This window comes from Acidovorax sp. SUPP2539, assembly GCF_030158975.1.
Lineage (GTDB): Bacteria > Pseudomonadota > Gammaproteobacteria > Burkholderiales > Burkholderiaceae_C > Paracidovorax.
Genome location: NZ_BQXJ01000006.1, coordinates 291,347 through 309,299, shown reverse-complemented (window position 1 = coordinate 309,299; position 17,953 = coordinate 291,347). Strand labels below are relative to the sequence as shown.

At 70.5% G+C, this 17,953-nt stretch carries 16 protein-coding genes; 5 read left to right on the top strand and 11 right to left on the bottom strand.

Annotated features, from left to right (window positions below):
• The 7 genes from AVTE2539_RS21245 to AVTE2539_RS21215 form a co-directional block, all read right to left on the bottom strand.
• The coding region (locus tag AVTE2539_RS21245; protein WP_284413655.1) for a contractile injection system protein, VgrG/Pvc8 family at positions 1-421 on the bottom strand (421 nt) is incomplete at its 3' end.
• A 274-nt stretch (positions 422-695) separates the two neighbouring features.
• Positions 696-1,379, bottom strand: a complete 684-nt coding sequence (locus tag AVTE2539_RS21240; protein ID WP_284413653.1) for a type 1 glutamine amidotransferase domain-containing protein — start codon at positions 1,377-1,379, stop codon at positions 696-698.
• 181 nt (positions 1,380-1,560) lie between these two features.
• A complete protein-coding gene (locus AVTE2539_RS21235; protein ID WP_284413651.1) occupies positions 1,561-2,724 on the bottom strand; it encodes an iron-containing alcohol dehydrogenase in 1,164 nt (387 codons plus the stop codon).
• 244 nt (positions 2,725-2,968) lie between these two features.
• Positions 2,969-3,538 carry a hypothetical protein gene (locus AVTE2539_RS21230; RefSeq protein ID WP_284401503.1) on the bottom strand — a complete coding sequence of 190 codons (570 nt, stop codon included), beginning with the start codon at positions 3,536-3,538 and terminating at the stop codon, positions 2,969-2,971.
• A gap of 119 nt (positions 3,539-3,657) precedes the next feature.
• Positions 3,658-4,647, bottom strand: a complete 990-nt coding sequence (locus AVTE2539_RS21225) for a Bug family tripartite tricarboxylate transporter substrate binding protein (RefSeq protein ID WP_284413649.1) — start codon at positions 4,645-4,647, stop codon at positions 3,658-3,660.
• A 102-nt stretch (positions 4,648-4,749) separates the two neighbouring features.
• The gene (locus tag AVTE2539_RS21220; protein ID WP_284413648.1) at positions 4,750-5,847 is read right to left on the bottom strand and encodes a TraB/GumN family protein; all 1,098 of its coding nucleotides are present in this window, start codon (positions 5,845-5,847) and stop codon (positions 4,750-4,752) included.
• Entirely contained in the window at positions 5,844-6,851 is a 1,008-nt protein-coding gene (locus AVTE2539_RS21215; protein WP_284413646.1) for a fumarylacetoacetate hydrolase family protein, read from the bottom strand. The genes AVTE2539_RS21220 and AVTE2539_RS21215 overlap by 4 nt, the downstream gene beginning before the upstream one ends.
• A gap of 107 nt (positions 6,852-6,958) precedes the next feature.
• Between AVTE2539_RS21215 and AVTE2539_RS21210 the strand changes: the two genes are divergently transcribed.
• From AVTE2539_RS21210 to AVTE2539_RS21200, 3 genes are all read left to right on the top strand, one after another.
• Entirely contained in the window at positions 6,959-7,741 is a 783-nt protein-coding gene (locus tag AVTE2539_RS21210; RefSeq protein ID WP_284413672.1) for an IclR family transcriptional regulator, read from the top strand.
• A 90-nt stretch (positions 7,742-7,831) separates the two neighbouring features.
• Positions 7,832-9,061: a DUF3108 domain-containing protein gene (locus AVTE2539_RS21205; protein ID WP_284413644.1), complete on the top strand. Its 1,230-nt coding sequence runs from the start codon at positions 7,832-7,834 to the stop codon at positions 9,059-9,061.
• 223 nt (positions 9,062-9,284) lie between these two features.
• Positions 9,285-9,572: a BTH_I0359 family protein gene (locus AVTE2539_RS21200; protein WP_272566968.1), complete on the top strand. Its 288-nt coding sequence runs from the start codon at positions 9,285-9,287 to the stop codon at positions 9,570-9,572.
• 77 nt (positions 9,573-9,649) lie between these two features.
• Here the strand turns inward: AVTE2539_RS21200 and AVTE2539_RS21195 are convergent, their stop codons facing one another.
• The 4 genes from AVTE2539_RS21195 to AVTE2539_RS21180 form a co-directional block, all read right to left on the bottom strand.
• Positions 9,650-11,218 (bottom strand): RNA/DNA-binding domain-containing protein, encoded by a 1,569-nt coding sequence (locus AVTE2539_RS21195; protein WP_284413642.1) that lies wholly within the window; start codon positions 11,216-11,218, stop codon positions 9,650-9,652.
• Positions 11,219-11,263: 45 nt separating this feature from the next.
• Positions 11,264-12,337, bottom strand: coding sequence for an AbrB family transcriptional regulator (locus tag AVTE2539_RS21190; RefSeq protein ID WP_284413639.1), 1,074 nt, complete (start codon positions 12,335-12,337; stop codon positions 11,264-11,266).
• 157 nt (positions 12,338-12,494) lie between these two features.
• Complete coding sequence (locus tag AVTE2539_RS21185; protein ID WP_284413637.1) at positions 12,495-13,982, bottom strand: TIGR01777 family oxidoreductase; 1,488 nt, start codon at positions 13,980-13,982, stop codon at positions 12,495-12,497.
• A 4-nt stretch (positions 13,983-13,986) separates the two neighbouring features.
• Positions 13,987-14,646, bottom strand: a complete 660-nt coding sequence (locus AVTE2539_RS21180; RefSeq protein ID WP_284413635.1) for a DUF4166 domain-containing protein — start codon at positions 14,644-14,646, stop codon at positions 13,987-13,989.
• Between the two features lie 124 nt (positions 14,647-14,770).
• Here AVTE2539_RS21180 and AVTE2539_RS21175 point away from each other — a divergent pair, with 124 nt between their 5' ends.
• A complete protein-coding gene (locus AVTE2539_RS21175; protein WP_284413633.1) occupies positions 14,771-16,570 on the top strand; it encodes a sensor histidine kinase in 1,800 nt (599 codons plus the stop codon).
• The gene (locus AVTE2539_RS21170; protein ID WP_284413631.1) at positions 16,567-17,943 is read left to right on the top strand and encodes a sigma-54-dependent transcriptional regulator; all 1,377 of its coding nucleotides are present in this window, start codon (positions 16,567-16,569) and stop codon (positions 17,941-17,943) included. The genes AVTE2539_RS21175 and AVTE2539_RS21170 overlap by 4 nt, the downstream gene beginning before the upstream one ends.
• The last annotated feature ends 10 nt before the right edge of the window (positions 17,944-17,953 follow it).

Below are 17,953 nucleotides of genomic sequence, written 5' to 3'. Positions count from 1 at the left end.
CGCAGTAGTCCCAGCTGCGATACGCCCGCGTGAGCCGTTTTTGCAGGGGGTGGCCGTATTTGCCGAGCACCTCTTCGATGATGTCGGGCACGGTCTTGTTCTGGAATATCTTGAAGTCGCTCTTGCGTGTGGCCAGCCACAGCCAGGGGTTCAAGCGCAGGCGGTAGGAGTAATACCGGTGGTCTTCGCCCTGCAGCCCGAACCGGGTGACGATGCCGTCCAGGTAGCGCCGACCGCCGCCTTCGGTCTCCACCTCCACCGTGGCGTGCTTGCCCAGCAACGCCTTGGGGTCGAGGGACTTGCTCTCGCTCAGCAGGTCCACATCCAACGCAAACAGCTCGCTCAACGATTCCTTGCCCTGCAGGCGGCGAAACTGCAGCTGTTCTCCCAATGGCGTTTGGATCGTGACGCGGCGTGTCATCGTGGGCAGACCTTCACACAGGCTGTGGCATTGAAACGACGGTCATCATATCCCGGCATGCGAAAAGCCCTCCTCACCGGCTGCCCATCCATGGCAGCAGCAGGAGCAGCGCAGCAGATGCGGAAAACGGCCCCATTCGCTCATCCATTTTCCGCACCAGCAACGCACTGCTGCAGTGCCGTTCTGCACCGGCACGCCGCCCCTCGCCGTGGGCCGGCGCTGCTGCAGCACGCTTGAATCGGAGCCGCCTGCCCCTGCAGGCAAGCAGCCCGGCTCAGCCCAGCAACTTGAGCAGCGCGTGCGCCGCCGGCTCGGACGATGCGGGGTTCTGCCCCGTCACCAGCAGGCCGTCGGTCAGCACGAAAGGCGCCCAGTCGGGGCCCTTGGCGTATTGGCCGCCGCGCTCCTTAAGCATGTCCTCCACCAGGAAGGGCACGATCTTGGTGAGCTGCACGCCCTCTTCCTCGGTGTTGGTGAAGCCGGTCACCTTGCGGCCCTGCACGAGCGGCTGGCCGCCCACCGTCTTGGTGTGGCGCAGCACGCCGGGCGCGTGGCACACCAGAGCCAGGGGCTTGCGGTCGGCGAACGTGTTCTCGATCAGCGCGATGGAATGGGCGTCTTCCGCCAGGTCCCACAGCGGGCCGTGGCCGCCGGGGTAGAACACGGCGTCGAAGTCGTCGGGGTTGATGCCGGACAGCGGCAGCGTGCTGGCCAGGTGCTTCTGCGCCTCGGTATCGGCCTTGAAGCGGCGCGTGGCGTCGGTCTGCGCATCGGGCTCGTCGCTCTTGGGGTCCAGCGGAGGCTGCCCGCCCTGAGGCGAGGCCAGCGTGATCTCGGCGCCTGCATCCTTGAACACGTAGTAGGGCGCGGCGAACTCTTCGAGCCAGAAGCCCGTCTTCTTGCCGGTGTCGCCCAGCTGGTCGTGGGAGGTGAGGACCATCAGGATTTTCTTTGCCATGGCGGTGCTTTCAAAAGGAGATCAGAAAAAGAGGAGAAGCGCCAGCGAAAGCGCCTGCCCCCAGATGGGGCCGGCACCGCCGAATGGAAGGGGTGCCCGCAAAGAACGGGCGCGGGCGCAGACGGTGGCCCGCCGCCCGTGGCGCGCGCTCCGCGGGTTGGCAGGGCCTTGCCGGGCCCGTTCAGAGCGCCGCTTCGAGCACGCGGCGGCTCACCTCGGGCGTCACATCGCGGTGCTCGCCCAGGCGCACCATGCCGTGCGCCTCCAGTTGCGCCACCAGCGTGGCCACGCTGTCCGCGCCCACGCCGTAGGCCGACAGCCGGGTGGGAATGCCCATGCGCTCGAAGAAATCGCGCGTGGCGGCGATGGCCGCATCGATGCGCTCGTCCTCGGTGCCGGTGCGAATACCCCACACGCGCTCGCCGTACTGCAGCAGCTTGGCGCGCTTGGCGCCGCGCTGCGCCTGCAGCAGGGACGGCAGCACCACGGCCAGCGTGCGCGCATGGTCGATGCCGTGCAGCGCGGTGATCTCGTGGCCGATCATGTGCGTGGCCCAGTCCTGCGGCACGCCCGCGCCGATCAGGCCGTTGAGTGCCAGCGTGGCCGTCCACATCAGGTTGGCGCGATCGTCGTACACCGGCTCGGGCGCGGCCAGGATGCGCGGGCCGATCTCGATCAGCGTCTGCAAAATGCCCTCGGCGAAGCGGTCCTGCACCGCGCCGTTGACGGGGTAGGTGAGGTACTGCTCCACCGTGTGCACGAAAGCATCGACCACGCCGTTAGCCAGTTGCTGCGGAGGCAGCGTGTAGGTCTTGGTGGGGTCCAGCACCGAGAACACCGGATAGGTGTGCGGGCTGCCGAAGGCCAGCTTGGCGCCCTTGGCGCGGTGCGTGATCACGCCGCCGTTGTTCATCTCCGATCCCGTGGCGGGCAGGGTGAGCACCGCGCCGAACGGCAGCGCGCGGGCCACGTTGCTGCCGCGCTTTTCCAGGATGGCCCACGGATCGCCGGCCTCGAACGGCACGGCCGCGGCGATGAACTTCACCGCATCGATCACCGAGCCGCCGCCCACCGCCAGCAGAAAGTCGAACCCGCCCTCGCGGATCTGCGCCACGGCGTTCATCGAGGTTTCATAGCTCGGATTGGGCTCGATGCCCGCGAACGTGGCGTGCTGCCGGGCCCCCAGCGCCGCCCGCACTTCGGCCAGCGTGCCGGTCTTCTCGGCGCTGGCGCCGCCCACCAGGATCAGCACCTTGGCCTGTGCCGGCACCAGCCGGTCCAGGTCGGCGATGCGGCCTTTTCCGAAGGCGATGTGCGTGGGGTTGTGGAAGTCGAAATTCAGCATGGGGGTTTTTCTCCAGAGGGGGGAAAGTTATGGGTTGGCGTGGTGCGCCAGGCGCCGGAGCAGGGCCGCCGTCCCGGCCTGCGGACGGTCAAGGAGCCGCCCCGTCTCTCCTGGCGCGGCAATCTACCGGAGGTGGGGGCGAACGCCCGTTTGTAAAGCATCCAGTGGCACTGGCACTGGCACTGGCACTGGCACTGGCCGCGGCCCAGCCAGGATCGGGGCACGCCTGCCTGGGTAGCCAGCGTTACCGCACGACCGCCGGGAAACGCGGCACCCGGACGGCGACGCCCACGCGTCGGCACGCCTGCCGGATACGGTCTACCCAGGCCCGGGTCACGAGGTAGGTGCTGCCGCCCACCGCGTCTTCGTCGGCCACGACGTCCGTCTTCCAATGGACGGGGTTGGAGTGCGCCAGCCCTGCGGCCTCGCTGTTGGGATCTTCGCGCGACCCGCCAGGGTAGTTTGTGAAGGTGTAAATCCTGGCCCCCGTGGTCCACACCATCCAGATCGTGTCGCGCTCTGTGGGATGCGCGGCGTCAGGGGGCAGCCGCTCCTGCACGAAACAGAACCGGTTTTCGTGCCGGTTGCGGTGGAGCTGGCGCAGGAACGCCTGCAAAGTGTCGGCCGAAGCGATGTGGCCAGCCGCCGGTTTCGAGAAGGCGGCATCGACGAGGACCGGGAAAGCCTGCGGTGCAGCACCTGCCGGACCGGCACCGAACCCCACCAACGCAGCGGTCGCCAAGATGGACCGACCTGCGCGAAGCCACGCCAGCCGGAATTCGGTGGCGGGGCGCTGGCGAGATATCGAATGCATGGCGAAGCGGCGTCAAAAAAGAAGGGGCGCAGTTTAAGTGCCGCCCCGTTGCCGGATTCACCCCTTGCCCATGCGAACGCCCACGCGTCGCTGGGCACCCGCCGCGATCGGCGCCGCCCTCAATCCAGCTTCACCCCCGCCGCCTTGATGATCTCCCCCCACCGCTTGGCCTCCGCGCGGGCCATCGCGCGGAACTGCTCGGGCGTGCCGCCCAGGGGCTCCATGCCGAAATCCTGCATGCGCTTGACCACCGGCGGGCTGGCCAGGGCCTTGTTGACCTCGGTGTTGAGGCGGGTCACCAGCGCAGGCGGCAGGCCAGCGGGGCCGAGCACGCCCTGGAAGGCATAGACCTCGGTGTTGGGCACGCCCGCCTCGGCCAGCGTGGGCACGTCGGGCAGGCCGGGCACGCGCTTGGCCGAGCCGATGGCGAGCGCCCGCACCTTGCCGGCCTGGATCACCGGCAGGCCGGCGGCCAGGTCGAGGAACATGCAGGGCACCTGGCCGCCCATCACGTCCTGCAGCGCAGGCGCGGCGCCGCGGTAAGGGATGTGGGTCAGGAAGGTCTGCGTGCGGTTCTTGAACATCTCCATCGCCAGGTGGTGCGGCGAGCCGTTGCCCGGCGAGGCGTAGTTGAGCTTGCCCGGGTTGGCGCGCGCGTAGGCCAGCAGATCCTTGACGGTCTTGGCCTCGAAGGCCGGGTGCACCACCAGCGCGAGCGGAAAGCGGCTCAGGCCGGCGATGTAGGTGAAGTCCTTTTCCGGGCTGAACGGCAGCTTGCTGAACAGGTGCTCGTTGTAGGCCAGCAGGGCGTTGTCGGCCGACATGAGCGTGTAGCCGTCGGGCTTGGCGGTGGCGACCATCTGCGCGCCGATGTTGGTGGAGGCGCCGGGGCGGTTGTCCACCACGATCTGCTGGCCCAGCGGGCCGCGCAGGGCTTCGGCCACGGTGCGCGCCAGCACGTCGGTACCGCCGCCGGCCGGGTACGGAACGACCCAGCGGATCGGCTGGCTGGGGTAGTCGGACTGGGCCCGGGCCGCCCAGGGCATGGCGGCGCCGGCGGTGGCGCCAGCGGCGGCCAGGGCGTTTTTGAGCAGGGTTCTGCGGTGCATGGTTTTGTCTCCTTCAAGGGAATGGTCGGGGGAAAGGGATGCGCCGGTGGGCATCCGTGTTTTTCTATTTGCTACTATTTTGATAGCGACATGCCCTAGATTTCATTGCGCTGGGGGCTGATTTGGTTTGGAATCATTTCCAGCCCCGAGAGGCGGTGCGGCTTGCGGCACCGGCGCGGGGAACACCACGCGCTGCACGCGAAAGCCCTGCTGCGCCATCAGGGCCGGCAGCCCCTGGGGGCCCGCCATGTGCAGCGCGCCCACGGCGGCGAACACGCGGTGTCCGGCGTCATGGGCGGCGGCGATGCCGCGGGCCATGCCGGGGTTGCGGGCGTCCACCATCTGCCGGTATTCGGCCTGCTCGGCCTCGCTGGCGAGGCACTCGCACCATTGCGAATAGGTCTGCAGCACGTTCAGGCGCCCGTCGGCCCAGGCCCGGGTGAGCCTGGTGATGGAGCGCTGCGCCTGCCCGCCTTCGAGCTGGTCGAGCGCCGCCCCCACGGCGGCCGCAGTGCGGGCCGGGTCGTCGGAGGCCAGCAGGCGGATCTGCTGCTCGGGGGTTTCCAGCGCCACGATGGGCTTGGCCGTCGCGCGGGCCATGCCGGCGATGACGGCGTCGATGCCGTAGGCCAGGTCCACGCCCGAGCGGCGCGCCGACTGCCCCACGAGCGTCACGGCCTGCAGCTCGGGCCGCAGGCGGGCGATCGCCGGCGCCAGGCAGGCGGCATCCACCTGGGCGGCGAGGCGGGCGGCCAGGGCCGGCGGCAGCGGGGGCGCACCGGGCGGGGCCACCATGGCCGCCTGCAGGGCCTGCATCACGGCCGGGTCCAGCAGGTCGAGTTCGAGCGCCACGCGGTCCGAGGCCATCACGGCCGCGCGCACCGTCGGGCCGGGGAACATCCAGCCGCGCTCGGCCGCGTGCACGGTGCCGTAGAGCCAGCTGGTGCGCCCGTCCTTGTCGATGCGCCACAGCAGGCCGCGGTCGCGCGCATGGCTCAGGGCCTGCGGCATCTCGGCCGGATCGAAGGGGGCCGCCTCCGGCGGGCAGGAGCGCGGGGCACCGCGGCCATCGACACTGGCGGCACTCGCGGGGGCAGCGGCTGGCGCGGCCATGGCCGGCGCCTGCTGCGCCAGCAAGGCGCCCGGCAGCAACAGCCACGCCGCCAGCGCGAGCCGGGCCAGCCCCGCGCGGGTCGTCATTGCGGGGCCGCGATGTTCTGGTCGATGGCGCCGAACAGGCTCTGGCCGGCCTTGTTCTTCATCTCGATGCGGATGGTGTCGCCGAACTTCATGAACTCGGTGGAGGGCTTGCCGTCCTGGATGGTCTCGATGCAGCGCTTTTCGGCGATGCAGCTGTAGCCCTTGGGCCACTCGGTGCGGCCGTTCTGCTCCACACCGCGGTTGCTGACCGTGCCGCTGCCGATGATGGAGCCCGCGCGCACGTTGCGCGTCTTGGCCACGTGGGCGATGAGCTGGCCGAAGTGGAAGGTCATCTCGGGGCCGGCATCGCACATGCCGACCTTGCGGCCGTTCCAGGTCGATTGCAGCGTGAGGTTCACGCGGCCCTGGTCCCAGGCGTCCCCCAGTTCGTCGAGCGTGATGGCGACCGGGCTGAACGCGGTGGCGGGCTTGGACTGGAAGAAACCGAAGCCCTTGGCCAGTTCGGCCGGGATGAGGTTGCGCAGCGAAACATCGTTGGCCAGCATGACCAGGCGGACGCCGTCCAGCGCCTGCTCGGGCGTGGTGCCCATCTTCACGTCGCCGGTGACGACGGCGATCTCGGCCTCGAAGTCGATGCCCATGGCCTCGCTCGGCACGACCACGTCGTCGCGCGGGCCGATGAAGTCGTCGCTGCCGCCCTGGTACATCAGCGGGTCGGTGTAGAAGCTCTCGGGCACCTCGGAGTTACGCGCTTTTCGCACCAGTTCGACGTGGTTGATGTAGGCGGAGCCGTCCGCCCACTGGTAGGCGCGCGGCAGCGGGGCCATGCACTGGGCGGGATCGAAGGGAAACGCGTGCGGGGCGCGGCCGGCGTTGAGCTGGTCGTACAGGTCCTGCAGCTGGGGCGACAGGAAGCCCCAGTCGTCCAGCACCTGCTGCAGGCGGCTCGCGATGCCGGTCGCATAATGGGCCGTGCCCAGGTCGCGGGAGACGACGACCAGTTGGCCGTCGCGGGAACCATCTTTGTAGGTGGCGAGTTTCATGGGGCTCAGACCTCTTGTCTTCCAACGCGCCGGCGGCGGGTGCCCGGCACGAATTACGAATGGTTAAATTGATTTAACTAAACAAAACTCTGGAAATTCTAGTGCAGATGGACAAGGAACGGGCAGGCATACAGTCGGTGGAAGTCGGCTTCGCCCTGCTGGAGGGGCTGACACGGTCGCGCGGACCGCTGATGCTCAAGGACCTCGCGGCCACGGCCGGCATGAGCGCCGCCAAGGCGCACCGCTACCTCGTGAGCTTCCAGCGCCTGGGGCTGGTGGCGCAGGACCCGGGCACCGCGCGCTACGACCTGGGGCCGGCCGCGCTCAAGCTGGGCCTGGCCTCGCTCGCGCGGCTCGACGCGATGCGCCTGGCGCGCGAACGCATGCCCGCGCTCATGGACACCATCGGCCACACCCTGGCGCTGGCCGTGTGGGGCAACCGCGGCCCGACCATCGTGCACTGGGAAGAATCGCCCCAGGCCGTGACCGCCAACCTGCGCCTGGGCGACGTCATGCCGCTGCTGGCCTCCGCCACCGGCCGCTGTTTTTGCGCCCACCTGCCGCGCGAGGCCACGGCCGCGCTGCTCCAGGAAGAGCTGGCCCACGCCGCCAAGCTGGGCCGCACCGATCTGCCCACCGACGCCGCCGCCGTCGACGCCCTGCTGGCCGAGGTGCGCGAGCGCGGCGCGGCCCGCGTGGTGGACACCCTGCTGCCGGGCATCGTCGCGTTCTGCGCCCCGGTGTTCGACGCCGACGGGCACCTGGCGCTGGGCATCACCACGCTGGGCTCGGTCGCCACGTTCGACCCCGCCTGGGGCGGCGCCATCGACGCGCCGCTGCGCGCCGCCGCCCAGGCGCTGTCGCGCGACCTGGGCCACGGTTGCGCATGAGCGGGCCGGGGCCACGGGCGGGCCGCGCCGGCGCTGCAGGCCGGCGTCCGGCCACCGCCGCGACGATCCTGTCGTCCGGGCACTGAATCCATGCCGCGCCGCGTCCTCGTCCTACTGACCCTGCTGGTGCTGGCCGTGCACGCCTGGGTGCTGGTGGGCCTGCCCCTGGGCGGCGGACAGGATCGCGGCGCGCCGGTGCGCATGGCCTTCCACACCCGCACCGTGGCGCCACCGCCCCCACCCGAGCCGCCCGCCGCGCCGCCGCCGGCCGAAGCCGCTCCCGCCCCTGCGCCCACCCCGCCCGCTGCAGCAGCCAAACCCAGGCCCCGGCCGGCCCCCGTGCGCAAGCCAGCGCCCCCCGCGCCCGCGCCATCGATGCCCGTTGCGCAGGAAGCGCCGCCGATGCCCCCGGGCGAGGCCTCGGCCACGGCAGAGGCTCCCGCCGCAGACACCACGGCCATGGCATCGGCTGGAACCGTCGTGCCGGAGGGCGCGGCCTCCGAGACAGCCACAGCGCCCGAGCAGGCCGCCTCCGCTGCGTCCAGCCCCGCATCGGCCGCAGCCGCCTCGCCCACCGCAGCGGCATCTTCCCCCACCGACAGCGCCCAGGACAGCAGCGCCGGCGTGGACATCCGACCGCCCGGCGCTGGCGCCAACACCGCCAGCACCACGCCGCCGCCCGCCCGCCTGCCCGATCCGGTGCGCCTGGAGTTCGAGGTGAGCGGCCAGGCCAAGAAGTTCAACTACCGCGCCAGCGCCGAACTGCTGTGGCGCCACGACGGCGCTCGTTACGAGGCCCGGCAGGAGATCAAGGCCTTCCTGATCGGCGCGCGCTCGCAGACCAGCACCGGCCAGGTGACCGCCAGCGGCCTGCAGCCGGAACGCTTCGGCGACAAGGCCCGCAGCGAGCAGGCCGCGCATTTCAACTTCGGCCAGGGGCGCGTGACCTTCAGCGCCAACACGCCGCAGGCCGCCATCGGCGCCGGCGCGCAGGACCGCCTGAGCGTGTTCATCCAGCTGGGCGCCCTGCTGGCCGCCGCCCCCGAGCGCTACCCCGACGGCACCCAGATCACCCTGACCACCGTGGGCGCGCGCTACGCCGACCGCTGGACCTTCACCGTGGAAGGCACCGAGATGCTGGACCTGCCCCGCGGCACCACTCCCGCACTCAAGCTGCAGCGCCTGCCGCGCAAGGAATACGACCAGAAGGCCGAGCTGTGGCTTGCGCCGTCGCTGGGCTTTCTGCCGGCGCGCATCCGCATCACGCAGTCCAACGGCGACTTCGCCGACCTGCGCCTGAGCGCCAACGCGCCGCCCTGATCGCAGCTTGCGGCGCGGCGAACCGCCCGAGAACCTGTGCGGTTTCGCCCACATGGGCGTGGGACAGTGCGGTTACTTCGCGGATCACGCCGCCCGCGCACAGGATTCATGAAATACTGTTTTCACGCAGCCGGCGGGTTTTCACCGACCGCCGAAAGCGCCAGGGCTTGAACTTAGCGACCTGGGTGGCCATCTGACAGCAACACACCGACAGAGGAACACCATGCACATGCTCTATGACTCCGAAACCTTCGTGGTGGTCCACATGCAGCCGGATGCCGCCGCGGACGGTGCCCCCAAAGGCTGGCCCACCCCGCCCCAGTTGGCGCGCCACGGCTTCGAAATCGTGGACAAGCGCTCCGGCAAGGAGGTGTACCTGGACGGCTCGTGGGCCGAAATGTTCCAGCAGCAGATCCTGGCCTGGCAGCGCGATACCCCCACGCAGGAAGAAGTCGAGGACACGCTGGACGGCTACGTGGGGCTGGCGCAGAACCCGGTGGTGGTGCACTGACCGCTGGCAGGTGAAAAGGCCTGTATGGCCCGTCGACCATCTAGAGCCATCATCCAGCTGCGACCTATTGCTTCAGTTCAATCAACGCGCTCGCCTGCATGCTGCCGAAGCCAGCGGGTGCCTGACGCCGTGATCCGGTAGCGCTGGTTTTTGCTGTTCGGCTTGTCCGGCATGGTCCTTTCCACCAGGCCCGCGGCCAGAGCGGGCAGTAGGTAGGCCTTGCGGAAATGCTCCGCATGCTTGAGGCCCACGGCGTCCATCAACGACGCACGGGGCATCTCCCCCTGCAAAACCCCGAGAAGCCTCGCGACTTCCGCGGTGACTTCCGCGGTGACTTCCGCGGTGACTTCCGCGGTGACTTCCGCGGTGATTGGTTGGGCCAGCGGGTGCACCGGCAATCGCACCACGAACGACAACCGCTCGTCGTCGGTTTCGAACACCGGTTCCGGTGATCCATTGGCACGCATCGCCTTGAGAATTTTCGGGATGCCCGTGGCGCGGCCTTCCGTGAGCCGAAGCTCCTTGAGGAACTCACCGATGCGCCGGTTGCGGTAGCGCCGGCTGACGGCACGGCCTGTCCGCAGATCCTCCAGCCGCACCGACCGATCCGGCCCCGGGTAACTCAGCACCACCAGTTCATCCGGGCCGATGCGGACCTCCACCGGATCGTGGCTCTCGTAAGTGCGGTGGTACACCGCATTCACCAACGCCTCCTCCACCGCCGCGAACGGGAAATTCCAGGCCCGAGTGGCCTCGGCCCGCTGGGGGTGCTTGGCCACCGTTTCGTGCAGGTAGTTGCGCTGCAGGTAATCGAGCGCCTCGCGAACCATGCGCGACAACGGGCCCTGGAAAGACTTCTCGACGATGACATCCCCGCCAGTGCCTTGAGGAAACGCCACCACATCCACCTGTGCGCCCGGAAAGAAATCCGTGGGTGCCTCGTTGAAGAACAGCAGCCCCACGTTCTTGGGCCAGGGCGACTCGGCAGGCCCGCCCACCACATTCATCTGCCGGCCCAGCGCTTCGACCGACAGGTCGGCCGCATCGGCGGCCAAGGCACTGTCCACCTCCTGCAGGAATCCCTGCATCAACGGCTTGGACAGCGAAGCCACCGTGGTTGCCTGACAAAACCGGTCGTCCCAAGGCACCTTGGCCGTCAGGCTCAGCAGCTCCTGCTCCGTCTCGCCCTTGGCCTGCACGGTGCTGCTGTAGCGGCGGATATAGGGGTACCAGACCTTGTGCCTGGCCGTCACCGCTTCCGGCACTTTGTAGGGCCGGTTCTGCCCGCCGGGCGCCCACAGCACCACCAGATGGCGGCCTTGCACGACCTCCAGGCTCAGTACGGGAAAGTAGGGCGGCTGCATCAACTGGCATGCGGCCAGCAGTTCCCGCTGAATCTTGTCGAGTTGATTCGCCGCCAGCCCCTTGGGCGGAAAGACGGGCTGGCCGTTGGCATCGCAGTCCTGCCCGATCACCACATAGCCACCACCCAGGTTTTCGAAGTCGTTGGCAAACGCGCATAGCGTGCGAAGGATGGCATCGGGATTCCAGCCCTCCTTGTATTCGATCCGCTCCCCCTCCACGGTGCGCTGGTGCAGCAAATCAAGCAGGTTGATGGGCAGCTTGGGTGGCGTGGGCTGGAGCATGGTGCGGGCAATCTAGCATGGGCGTTCCGGAAGCCTGCCGGCCCTTCAACCGGCCGACGCATCTCCCGGGTAAATCCACCGATACAACGGCGCCACCAGCAGCAGCACGGCGATCAGCCGGCACACCTGGAAGGCCGTCACCACCGGCACGCCCAGCTGCAGCACCTTGGCGGTGATCGACATCTCGGCGATGCCGCCGGGGGCCGAGGCCAGCACCATCGTCACCCAGTGCAGCCCGGTGGCCCGGGACAGCGCCACCGCGAACAGCGCACACACGGCGAGCAGTACCAGCGTGCCGATCGCCACCGAGCCCAGCCAGCGCGGCGCGGTGTGCAAGAAGCCGGGGCGAAAGCGCACGCCCAGGCTGACGCCGATCACCAGCTGCGCCGCGTTGATCAGCGCCTGCGGCACGGCCGACAGCGTGATGCCCGCCATGGCCAGGCCCATCGAGACCAGCAGCGCGCCCATGAACCAGGGGTTGGCGCGGCCCAGGCGGTCCATCGCCAGCGCGCCCAGGCCGGTGAGGCCGGCCAGCAGCGCCAGGCCCTGCACATCCACCACGCGCACGGCGGGCGGCAGCAGGTCCAGGCCGTGCAGGCCGCTGAACTGCAGCGCGAACGGAATGGTCACCGTCACGATCACCAGCCGCAGGCTGTGGCTGGCGGCCACGAGGTCGGTGCGGGCGTGTTCGCGCTCGGCCAGCAGGGTCATCTCCGAGGCCGCGCCGATGGCGCCCGAGAAATAGCTGGTCGCGCGCACCACCGGCGCCGGGACGCCCTGCAAATGCGGCGCATGTACGCGGTACAGCCACGCGCCGAACAGCCAGCCCCCGAACAGCGCCCACGCCACACCCAGCGCGATCGCCCACCACAGCCCCGCCACCAGCGCGGTGACCTGCGGCGTGAAATACAAACCCAGCACTGCACCCAGGGTCCACTGCCCGGCATTGCGCAGGCGCCGCGAACTGGCCGTGGGCACGCCCGAGATGGACAGCAGCGCGGTGGCGACCAGCGGGCCGATCATCCAGGGCAGCGGCGTGTGCAGGGCCAGACACACCACCGCGGCCGCGAGGGCCAGGGCCAGGGTTAGAAGAATGCGGGCAGGTGGAAAAGAGAGCATCGGCGGGCGCGAAGCGGCGAAATCCAGGGGAGGGGAAAGTATCGCCGCGCGGCACCGGCCCCCTTCCCGCACCCAGGATTGCGATGAAAAAGGCCGAATGCCCTAGTACTCATTGCCTTCGATGCTATTTAATTAATAGCAAACCAATCCACCAGGGTCAGGAGGGCCGGGCCGCGGGGCGCAGCGGTTCGCCCGGGGCCGCGGCCCCGGGCCGGGCGAGGACGCCCAGCGCGCCGGCCAGCGAGGGGTATGTGAACACATAGCCCTCGGCGAGGGCGAGCCGGGGCACCGCGTGCTGCCCGCAGAGCAGGAGTTCGGACATTTCCCCCAGCGCAGCGCGCAGGGGCCACGCCGGCATCCGCAGCAGGACCGGCCTGCCGAAAGAGGCCGCCATCGCCGCGGCGAACCGCGCCTGCGAGGGCACGTCCGGCGCCACGGCATTCACTGGGCCGGCCATGCCGGGGCGGGACAGGGCATGGCAGACCAGGCCCACCGCATCGTCGCGGTGAATCCACGGCACGCGCTGCCGGCCGCTGCCGAGCACGGCGCCGAGCCCGACCCGTGCCGCCCAGGCCAGCGGCGAATAGGCCCCGCCCTGCGGCCCCAGCACCAGGCCCATCCGCAGGCAGACCACCCGCACGCCCAGGGCCTGTGCCGCGCCTGCCGCGCGCTCCACCTGGGCGCACAGGTCCGACTGGAAGCGCCCGGGCTGCGGCGCGCCGCGTTCGTCCAACGGGGTGTCCGCCGCGGGCACGCCGTAGAAACCCACGGCCGAAGCCCCCACCAGCACGGCGGGCGGGCAATGCAGGCGCTGCATCAGCACCAGGAGCTGCCGGGCCGTTCCGACCCGGCTCTCGACCATTTGCCGGCACCGCGCGCGGGTCCATGGCCGGCCCAGGACCGGCGCGCCGGCGAGGTGGACCACGGCGTCGATGCGCGTCTCGCCCGGGATGTCCTCCAGGCGGTCCAGCGCCCAGACCTGCGGGCCGAAGGTCGCACGGGCCTGCAGCGGATCGCGCGTCCAGACGATCACGCGCCGGCCTTCGCCTTGCAGCCGGCGCACCAGCGCCGTGCCGATGAAGCCGGTGGCGCCCGTCACCAGCACCGCAGGCCCGTGGGCGGCAACGGGCAGGGGTTCAGCGGACGGCACGGCCGCCCGCAGCCGCACGACGGCGAACGCATTGCGCACGCTCCAGGCCAGCACCACCAAGGCCGCCACCGTGAACAGCCAGGACCAGGCCCCGTGCTCGACCCGCACCACGCCGGTCGGCAGGGCCGCGTGCGCCGCGAACAGGGGCGCGATCACGCCGACCAGCACGCCATAGCTCACCGCCAGCAGCGTGTGGAGCACCCGCTCGGCGGGCGGCAGGCGGCGGCTGCGGTCCTCCTCCAGGAAGTCCGCCGCGGTGATCACGATCTCCACCGCCAGCAGGGCCGTCGGCAGCAGCACCCACCAGCCCTGCCACTGCACCCAGGCGAACCCCAGGAAGAGCACGCCGTAGATGGCCTCGCGCGCCGCATGCAGCAGCAGCTCGTGGCGGGCCGAGGTTCGCTGCGGCAGGCGGGCGGACCACTCGTGGTGCCAGAGGTTGTCAAACGCCCCCATCAGGGCCTGCACCGTCAGAACGATGAAAACGATGTCCATGGAATCACTCCTCGGGATCGGTGAACACACCGGTTTGAAAAAACGTGCACCCCCACAGCGGGTGTGCCATGTCCAGGGTGAAGCGGAACGTGCCCGGCCCTTCGTCGCGGTGCTCGACCCGGCACCGCCCCGGCGTGAGCCAATCGGGAATGGGCACGCAGAACGCGCCCAGCGCCAGGAAATAGCGGCGGCTGTAGAACACCAGGGCCCCGTCCTCCACCACCACGTCGAGCGCCATGGACAGCCCGCCGCTCGTGCGCTCCTGCAGGCCGCCGTCCGGGCCGCGCAGCTTGGTCGAGCGCACGACGGCGGCGTCGCGCCGCCCCGGCAGGCGAAGACGGCGCTCCCACACGACACCGCCGCGGGCGTCGCAGTGCACCCGCACCTCGGCGGGCACGCCGTCCTCGTCGGCATCCAGCAGCGGCCCGCCCAGCAGGCGCGAGGCCCAGGCAAAGCACCGGCCCATGCGGGACCGCCGGACGTCCAGCGCGCCGCTGTAGCGCACCGGCGCATGGCCTGCCGCGAACCGGCGGCGGATCGCCGGCGACAGCCGGTGCCATTGCGCCGCGCCCAGCAGTGTGGCCAGATCCAGGGGCGCCGGCGCCTCGGCAGAGGCACGGGCATCGGCATCGCGGGGCACAAGGAGGGGTGTGGCGGTCTTCATGCCTTCTGTATTGCAGGGCACGTGCCAGCACACAGACCGTTGATTTCAAACGGTTTTTCAATCCACCTGTCAACGCGGTAGACAGCTGCGGCGGGCGCGCTGTCGACTCGGTTTACAGTGCCGGATGGCCATTCACATCGCGCTCGCCCTGGCATTCGTTCAGACCCTGGCCCTGTCCGGCGTGCTGTGGCTGTGGGCCCAGCACGTGGCGGGCGCCCGGCTGCTGATCGTCTTCCTGCTCGGCGTGGGGCTGTGGATCGTGGGCAACGAGCTGCCCAACTGGGCCGGCATCGGCACCGCGCCCTTCGCCATGGCCCTGCTGGCGACGGTGCCCATCACGTCCGCAGCGTTCTTGCACTTCTGCGCCATCTTCACGGGCCAGCGGCTGCGGCCCTGGGCCTTGCGGCTGGCCTACGGCGCGGCGTGCGGCGCGACCGCGCTGTCCTGGTGGGTGCCGCCGGGCGCGTTCGAGCACTTTCCGCCATTCACCGGTGTGCAGTGGGTGGTGGTGCCCAATGCGGCCGGATGGACCACCAGCCTGGTCTGGGCCACCTGCGCGAGCGCGGGCCTGCTCGTGCTGGCCAAGGCCTTCTGGCAGACGCGGGTGGCCACCGAACGCCGGCAGATCGCGGCCGTGGCCCTCTCGTGCGGCTGGGGGCTGATGTGCATCTCGGGCTACGCGTTCGCGGCCCTGCGCATTCCCCAGTACCCCTGGCAGGTGCTGGCTTTCCCTGCGTACCCGCTGATCCTGGTCTACGGCATCCTGCGCTACCGGGTCTTCATGGCCAACGCCTGGGCGCGGCGGGCCCTGGCCTGGGCGATCGTGCTGTTCCTGGGCCTGCTGGCCGTGCCGCTGACCTTGCTGCTGCCGGTGGAGTCGCGCTGGCTCACCTCCGCCGTGGTGGCCGCCACCTGCCTGGCCTGGAGCGGGCCGGTGCGCCGGCTGGCCGAGCGCCTGGTCTACCCCGGGGGCACCCCCACGGCGCACGACCTGGACACCTGGCGCGGCGCGCTGTCCACGGCCCAATCGCTCGGCGAACTCTCGTCCGTCGCCGCCTCGCTGCTGTCCCAGCGCATGGGCGTGGCCGTGCGGGTGGTCACGGGCCCCTCGCTCGCCCCCGATCCGCACACCCCCACGGTGCACTGCCGCAAGGACGGCGCCCAGTGGCAGGCCCGGCTGCATGGCTTCGAGCAGGCGCCGCCGGGGCAGCGGCATCTGGCGGAGCTGTTCGGCACCGTGCTAGTGCAGGCGGCGGGCCAGGTGGAAAACGCCGCGGCCGCAGAGCAGCGCGAGCGCGAGCGGCAGCTGCAGGCCCGCCTGGCCGAACTGGGCTCACTCGCGGCCACGGTCGCGCACGACCTGCGCAACCCGCTGAACGTGATCGCCATGGCCACGGCCTTTTCACCGGCCGAGGTCCGCAAGGACGTGCAGGAGCAGATCGCCCGCATCTCGCGCCTGGCGGAGGACCTGCTGGACTACGCCAAGCCCTGGCAGATCGAGCCGCGGGCCATCGACCTGTCGCAGCAGGTGCGCCAGGCGATCCGCCACGCCCCATCCGTGGAACTGGGGCCTGGGCTGGACGGGCCCTGCCCCGTGCACGCCGACCCCGCGCGGCTGGACCAGGTGCTGGCCAACCTCCTCACCAACGCCCAGGCCGCTGCAGGCCAGCGGCGGGTGCACGTGGATGCCGAGCCGGGCGATGACGGCCTGCGGCTGCATGTCTGCGACGACGGGCCCGGCATTCCCGCCGAGCTGCGCGAGCGGCTGTTCCAGCCCTTCGCCTCGCGCAGCCCGGGCGGCACCGGGCTGGGCCTGGCCATCGTTGCGCGCATCATGGCCGCGCACGGCGGCACGGCCGCACTGACCGAGCGCCCGCCCTGGCGCACCTGCTTCACCCTGACCTTTCCTCCCCACCGACCATGACCGCTTCTCCCTCCCTGGGCCACATCCTGCTGGTGGACGACGAGCCCGCCTACCAGCGGCTGGGCAGCTCCTTCCTGCGCGAACTGGGCCACCGGGTCACCGTGGCCGGCAGCGGCGAAGAGGCCGCCTGGGCCTTCGGACAGGACCGCGCCCACGTGGTGCTGCTTGACCTCGCCATGCCGCCCAGCATGGACCCCGAAGCGGGCCTGGAGCTGATCGGGCAGTTCGCGGGCTCGGTCGTGGTGGTCCTGAGCGGCCACGGAGACCGGGAACTCGCCCTGCGCGCCGCCGAAAAGGGCGCGTGGGACTTCCTCACCAAGCCCATCGACCCGGACATGCTGCGCTTCGTCGTCTCGCGCGCCATGCACAAATCCCGCCTGGACGAAGAACTGCGGGAGCTGCGCGCACGCGAGGGCAGCGAAGACCTGGGCATCGTCGGCCAGTCGCCTGCCGCGCAGCAGCTTCGCGCCATGGTGCGCCGCGTGGCCGGCACCTCGGTGAGCGTGATGGTGCTCGGGCCCACCGGCACGGGCAAGGAGCTGGTGGCCCGAGCCCTGCACCAATGCAGCGCTCGCCGGCAGGGCCCTTTCGCGATCATCCATTGCGGCGCCCTGTCCAGCGAGCTGCTGGAGAGCGAGCTTTTCGGCCACTTGAAAGGCAGCTTCACCGGCGCCCACCGCGACCAGCCGGGCCTGGTGGAAACCGCGCACGGCGGCACGCTCTTCCTGGACGAAGTGGGCGAGATGCCGCCCGCCATGCAGGTCAAGCTGCTGCGCTTCCTGCAAGAGGGCACCTTCCTGCCCGTGGGCGGGCGCGAGATGAAGAAGGCCGACGTGCGCGTGGTGTCGGCGACGCACCGCGACCTGGAGGGCATGATCCAGGACGGCGGCTTTCGCGAGGACCTCTTCTACCGGCTCAAGGGCGTGGTGATGCGCATCCCACCGCTGGCCGAGCGGGGCATGGACGTGCCGCTGCTGGCCGCGCACTTTCTGCGCCGCGTGGCGCCGCAGGCCCTGTTCGCGCCCGACGCCCAGGCCTGGCTGGCCACGCAGCCCTGGCCGGGCAACGTGCGCCAGCTCCGGGCCCTGGTGGAGTCGGCCGGTGCGCTGATCGCCCCGGGCCACCTGCGCATCGACCTCGACCTGTTGCGGTTCGCCAGCGGCGACCTGGCGCACCTGCCGGATGCGGGCCCGGCCGATGCGGCAGCGGCCGCCCCCGTCGGCGCGCTGGATGCGGCCATCTTCGAGCTGGAAACCCGCATGGTGCGGGAAGCGATGGAGGCCACCCAGGGCAACCAGTCGGAGGCCGCGCGCCGCCTGGGCATCTCGCGCGCCGGGCTGATCAAGAAACTCACCCGGCTGGGCCTGCGCTAGCTGTGCGCCG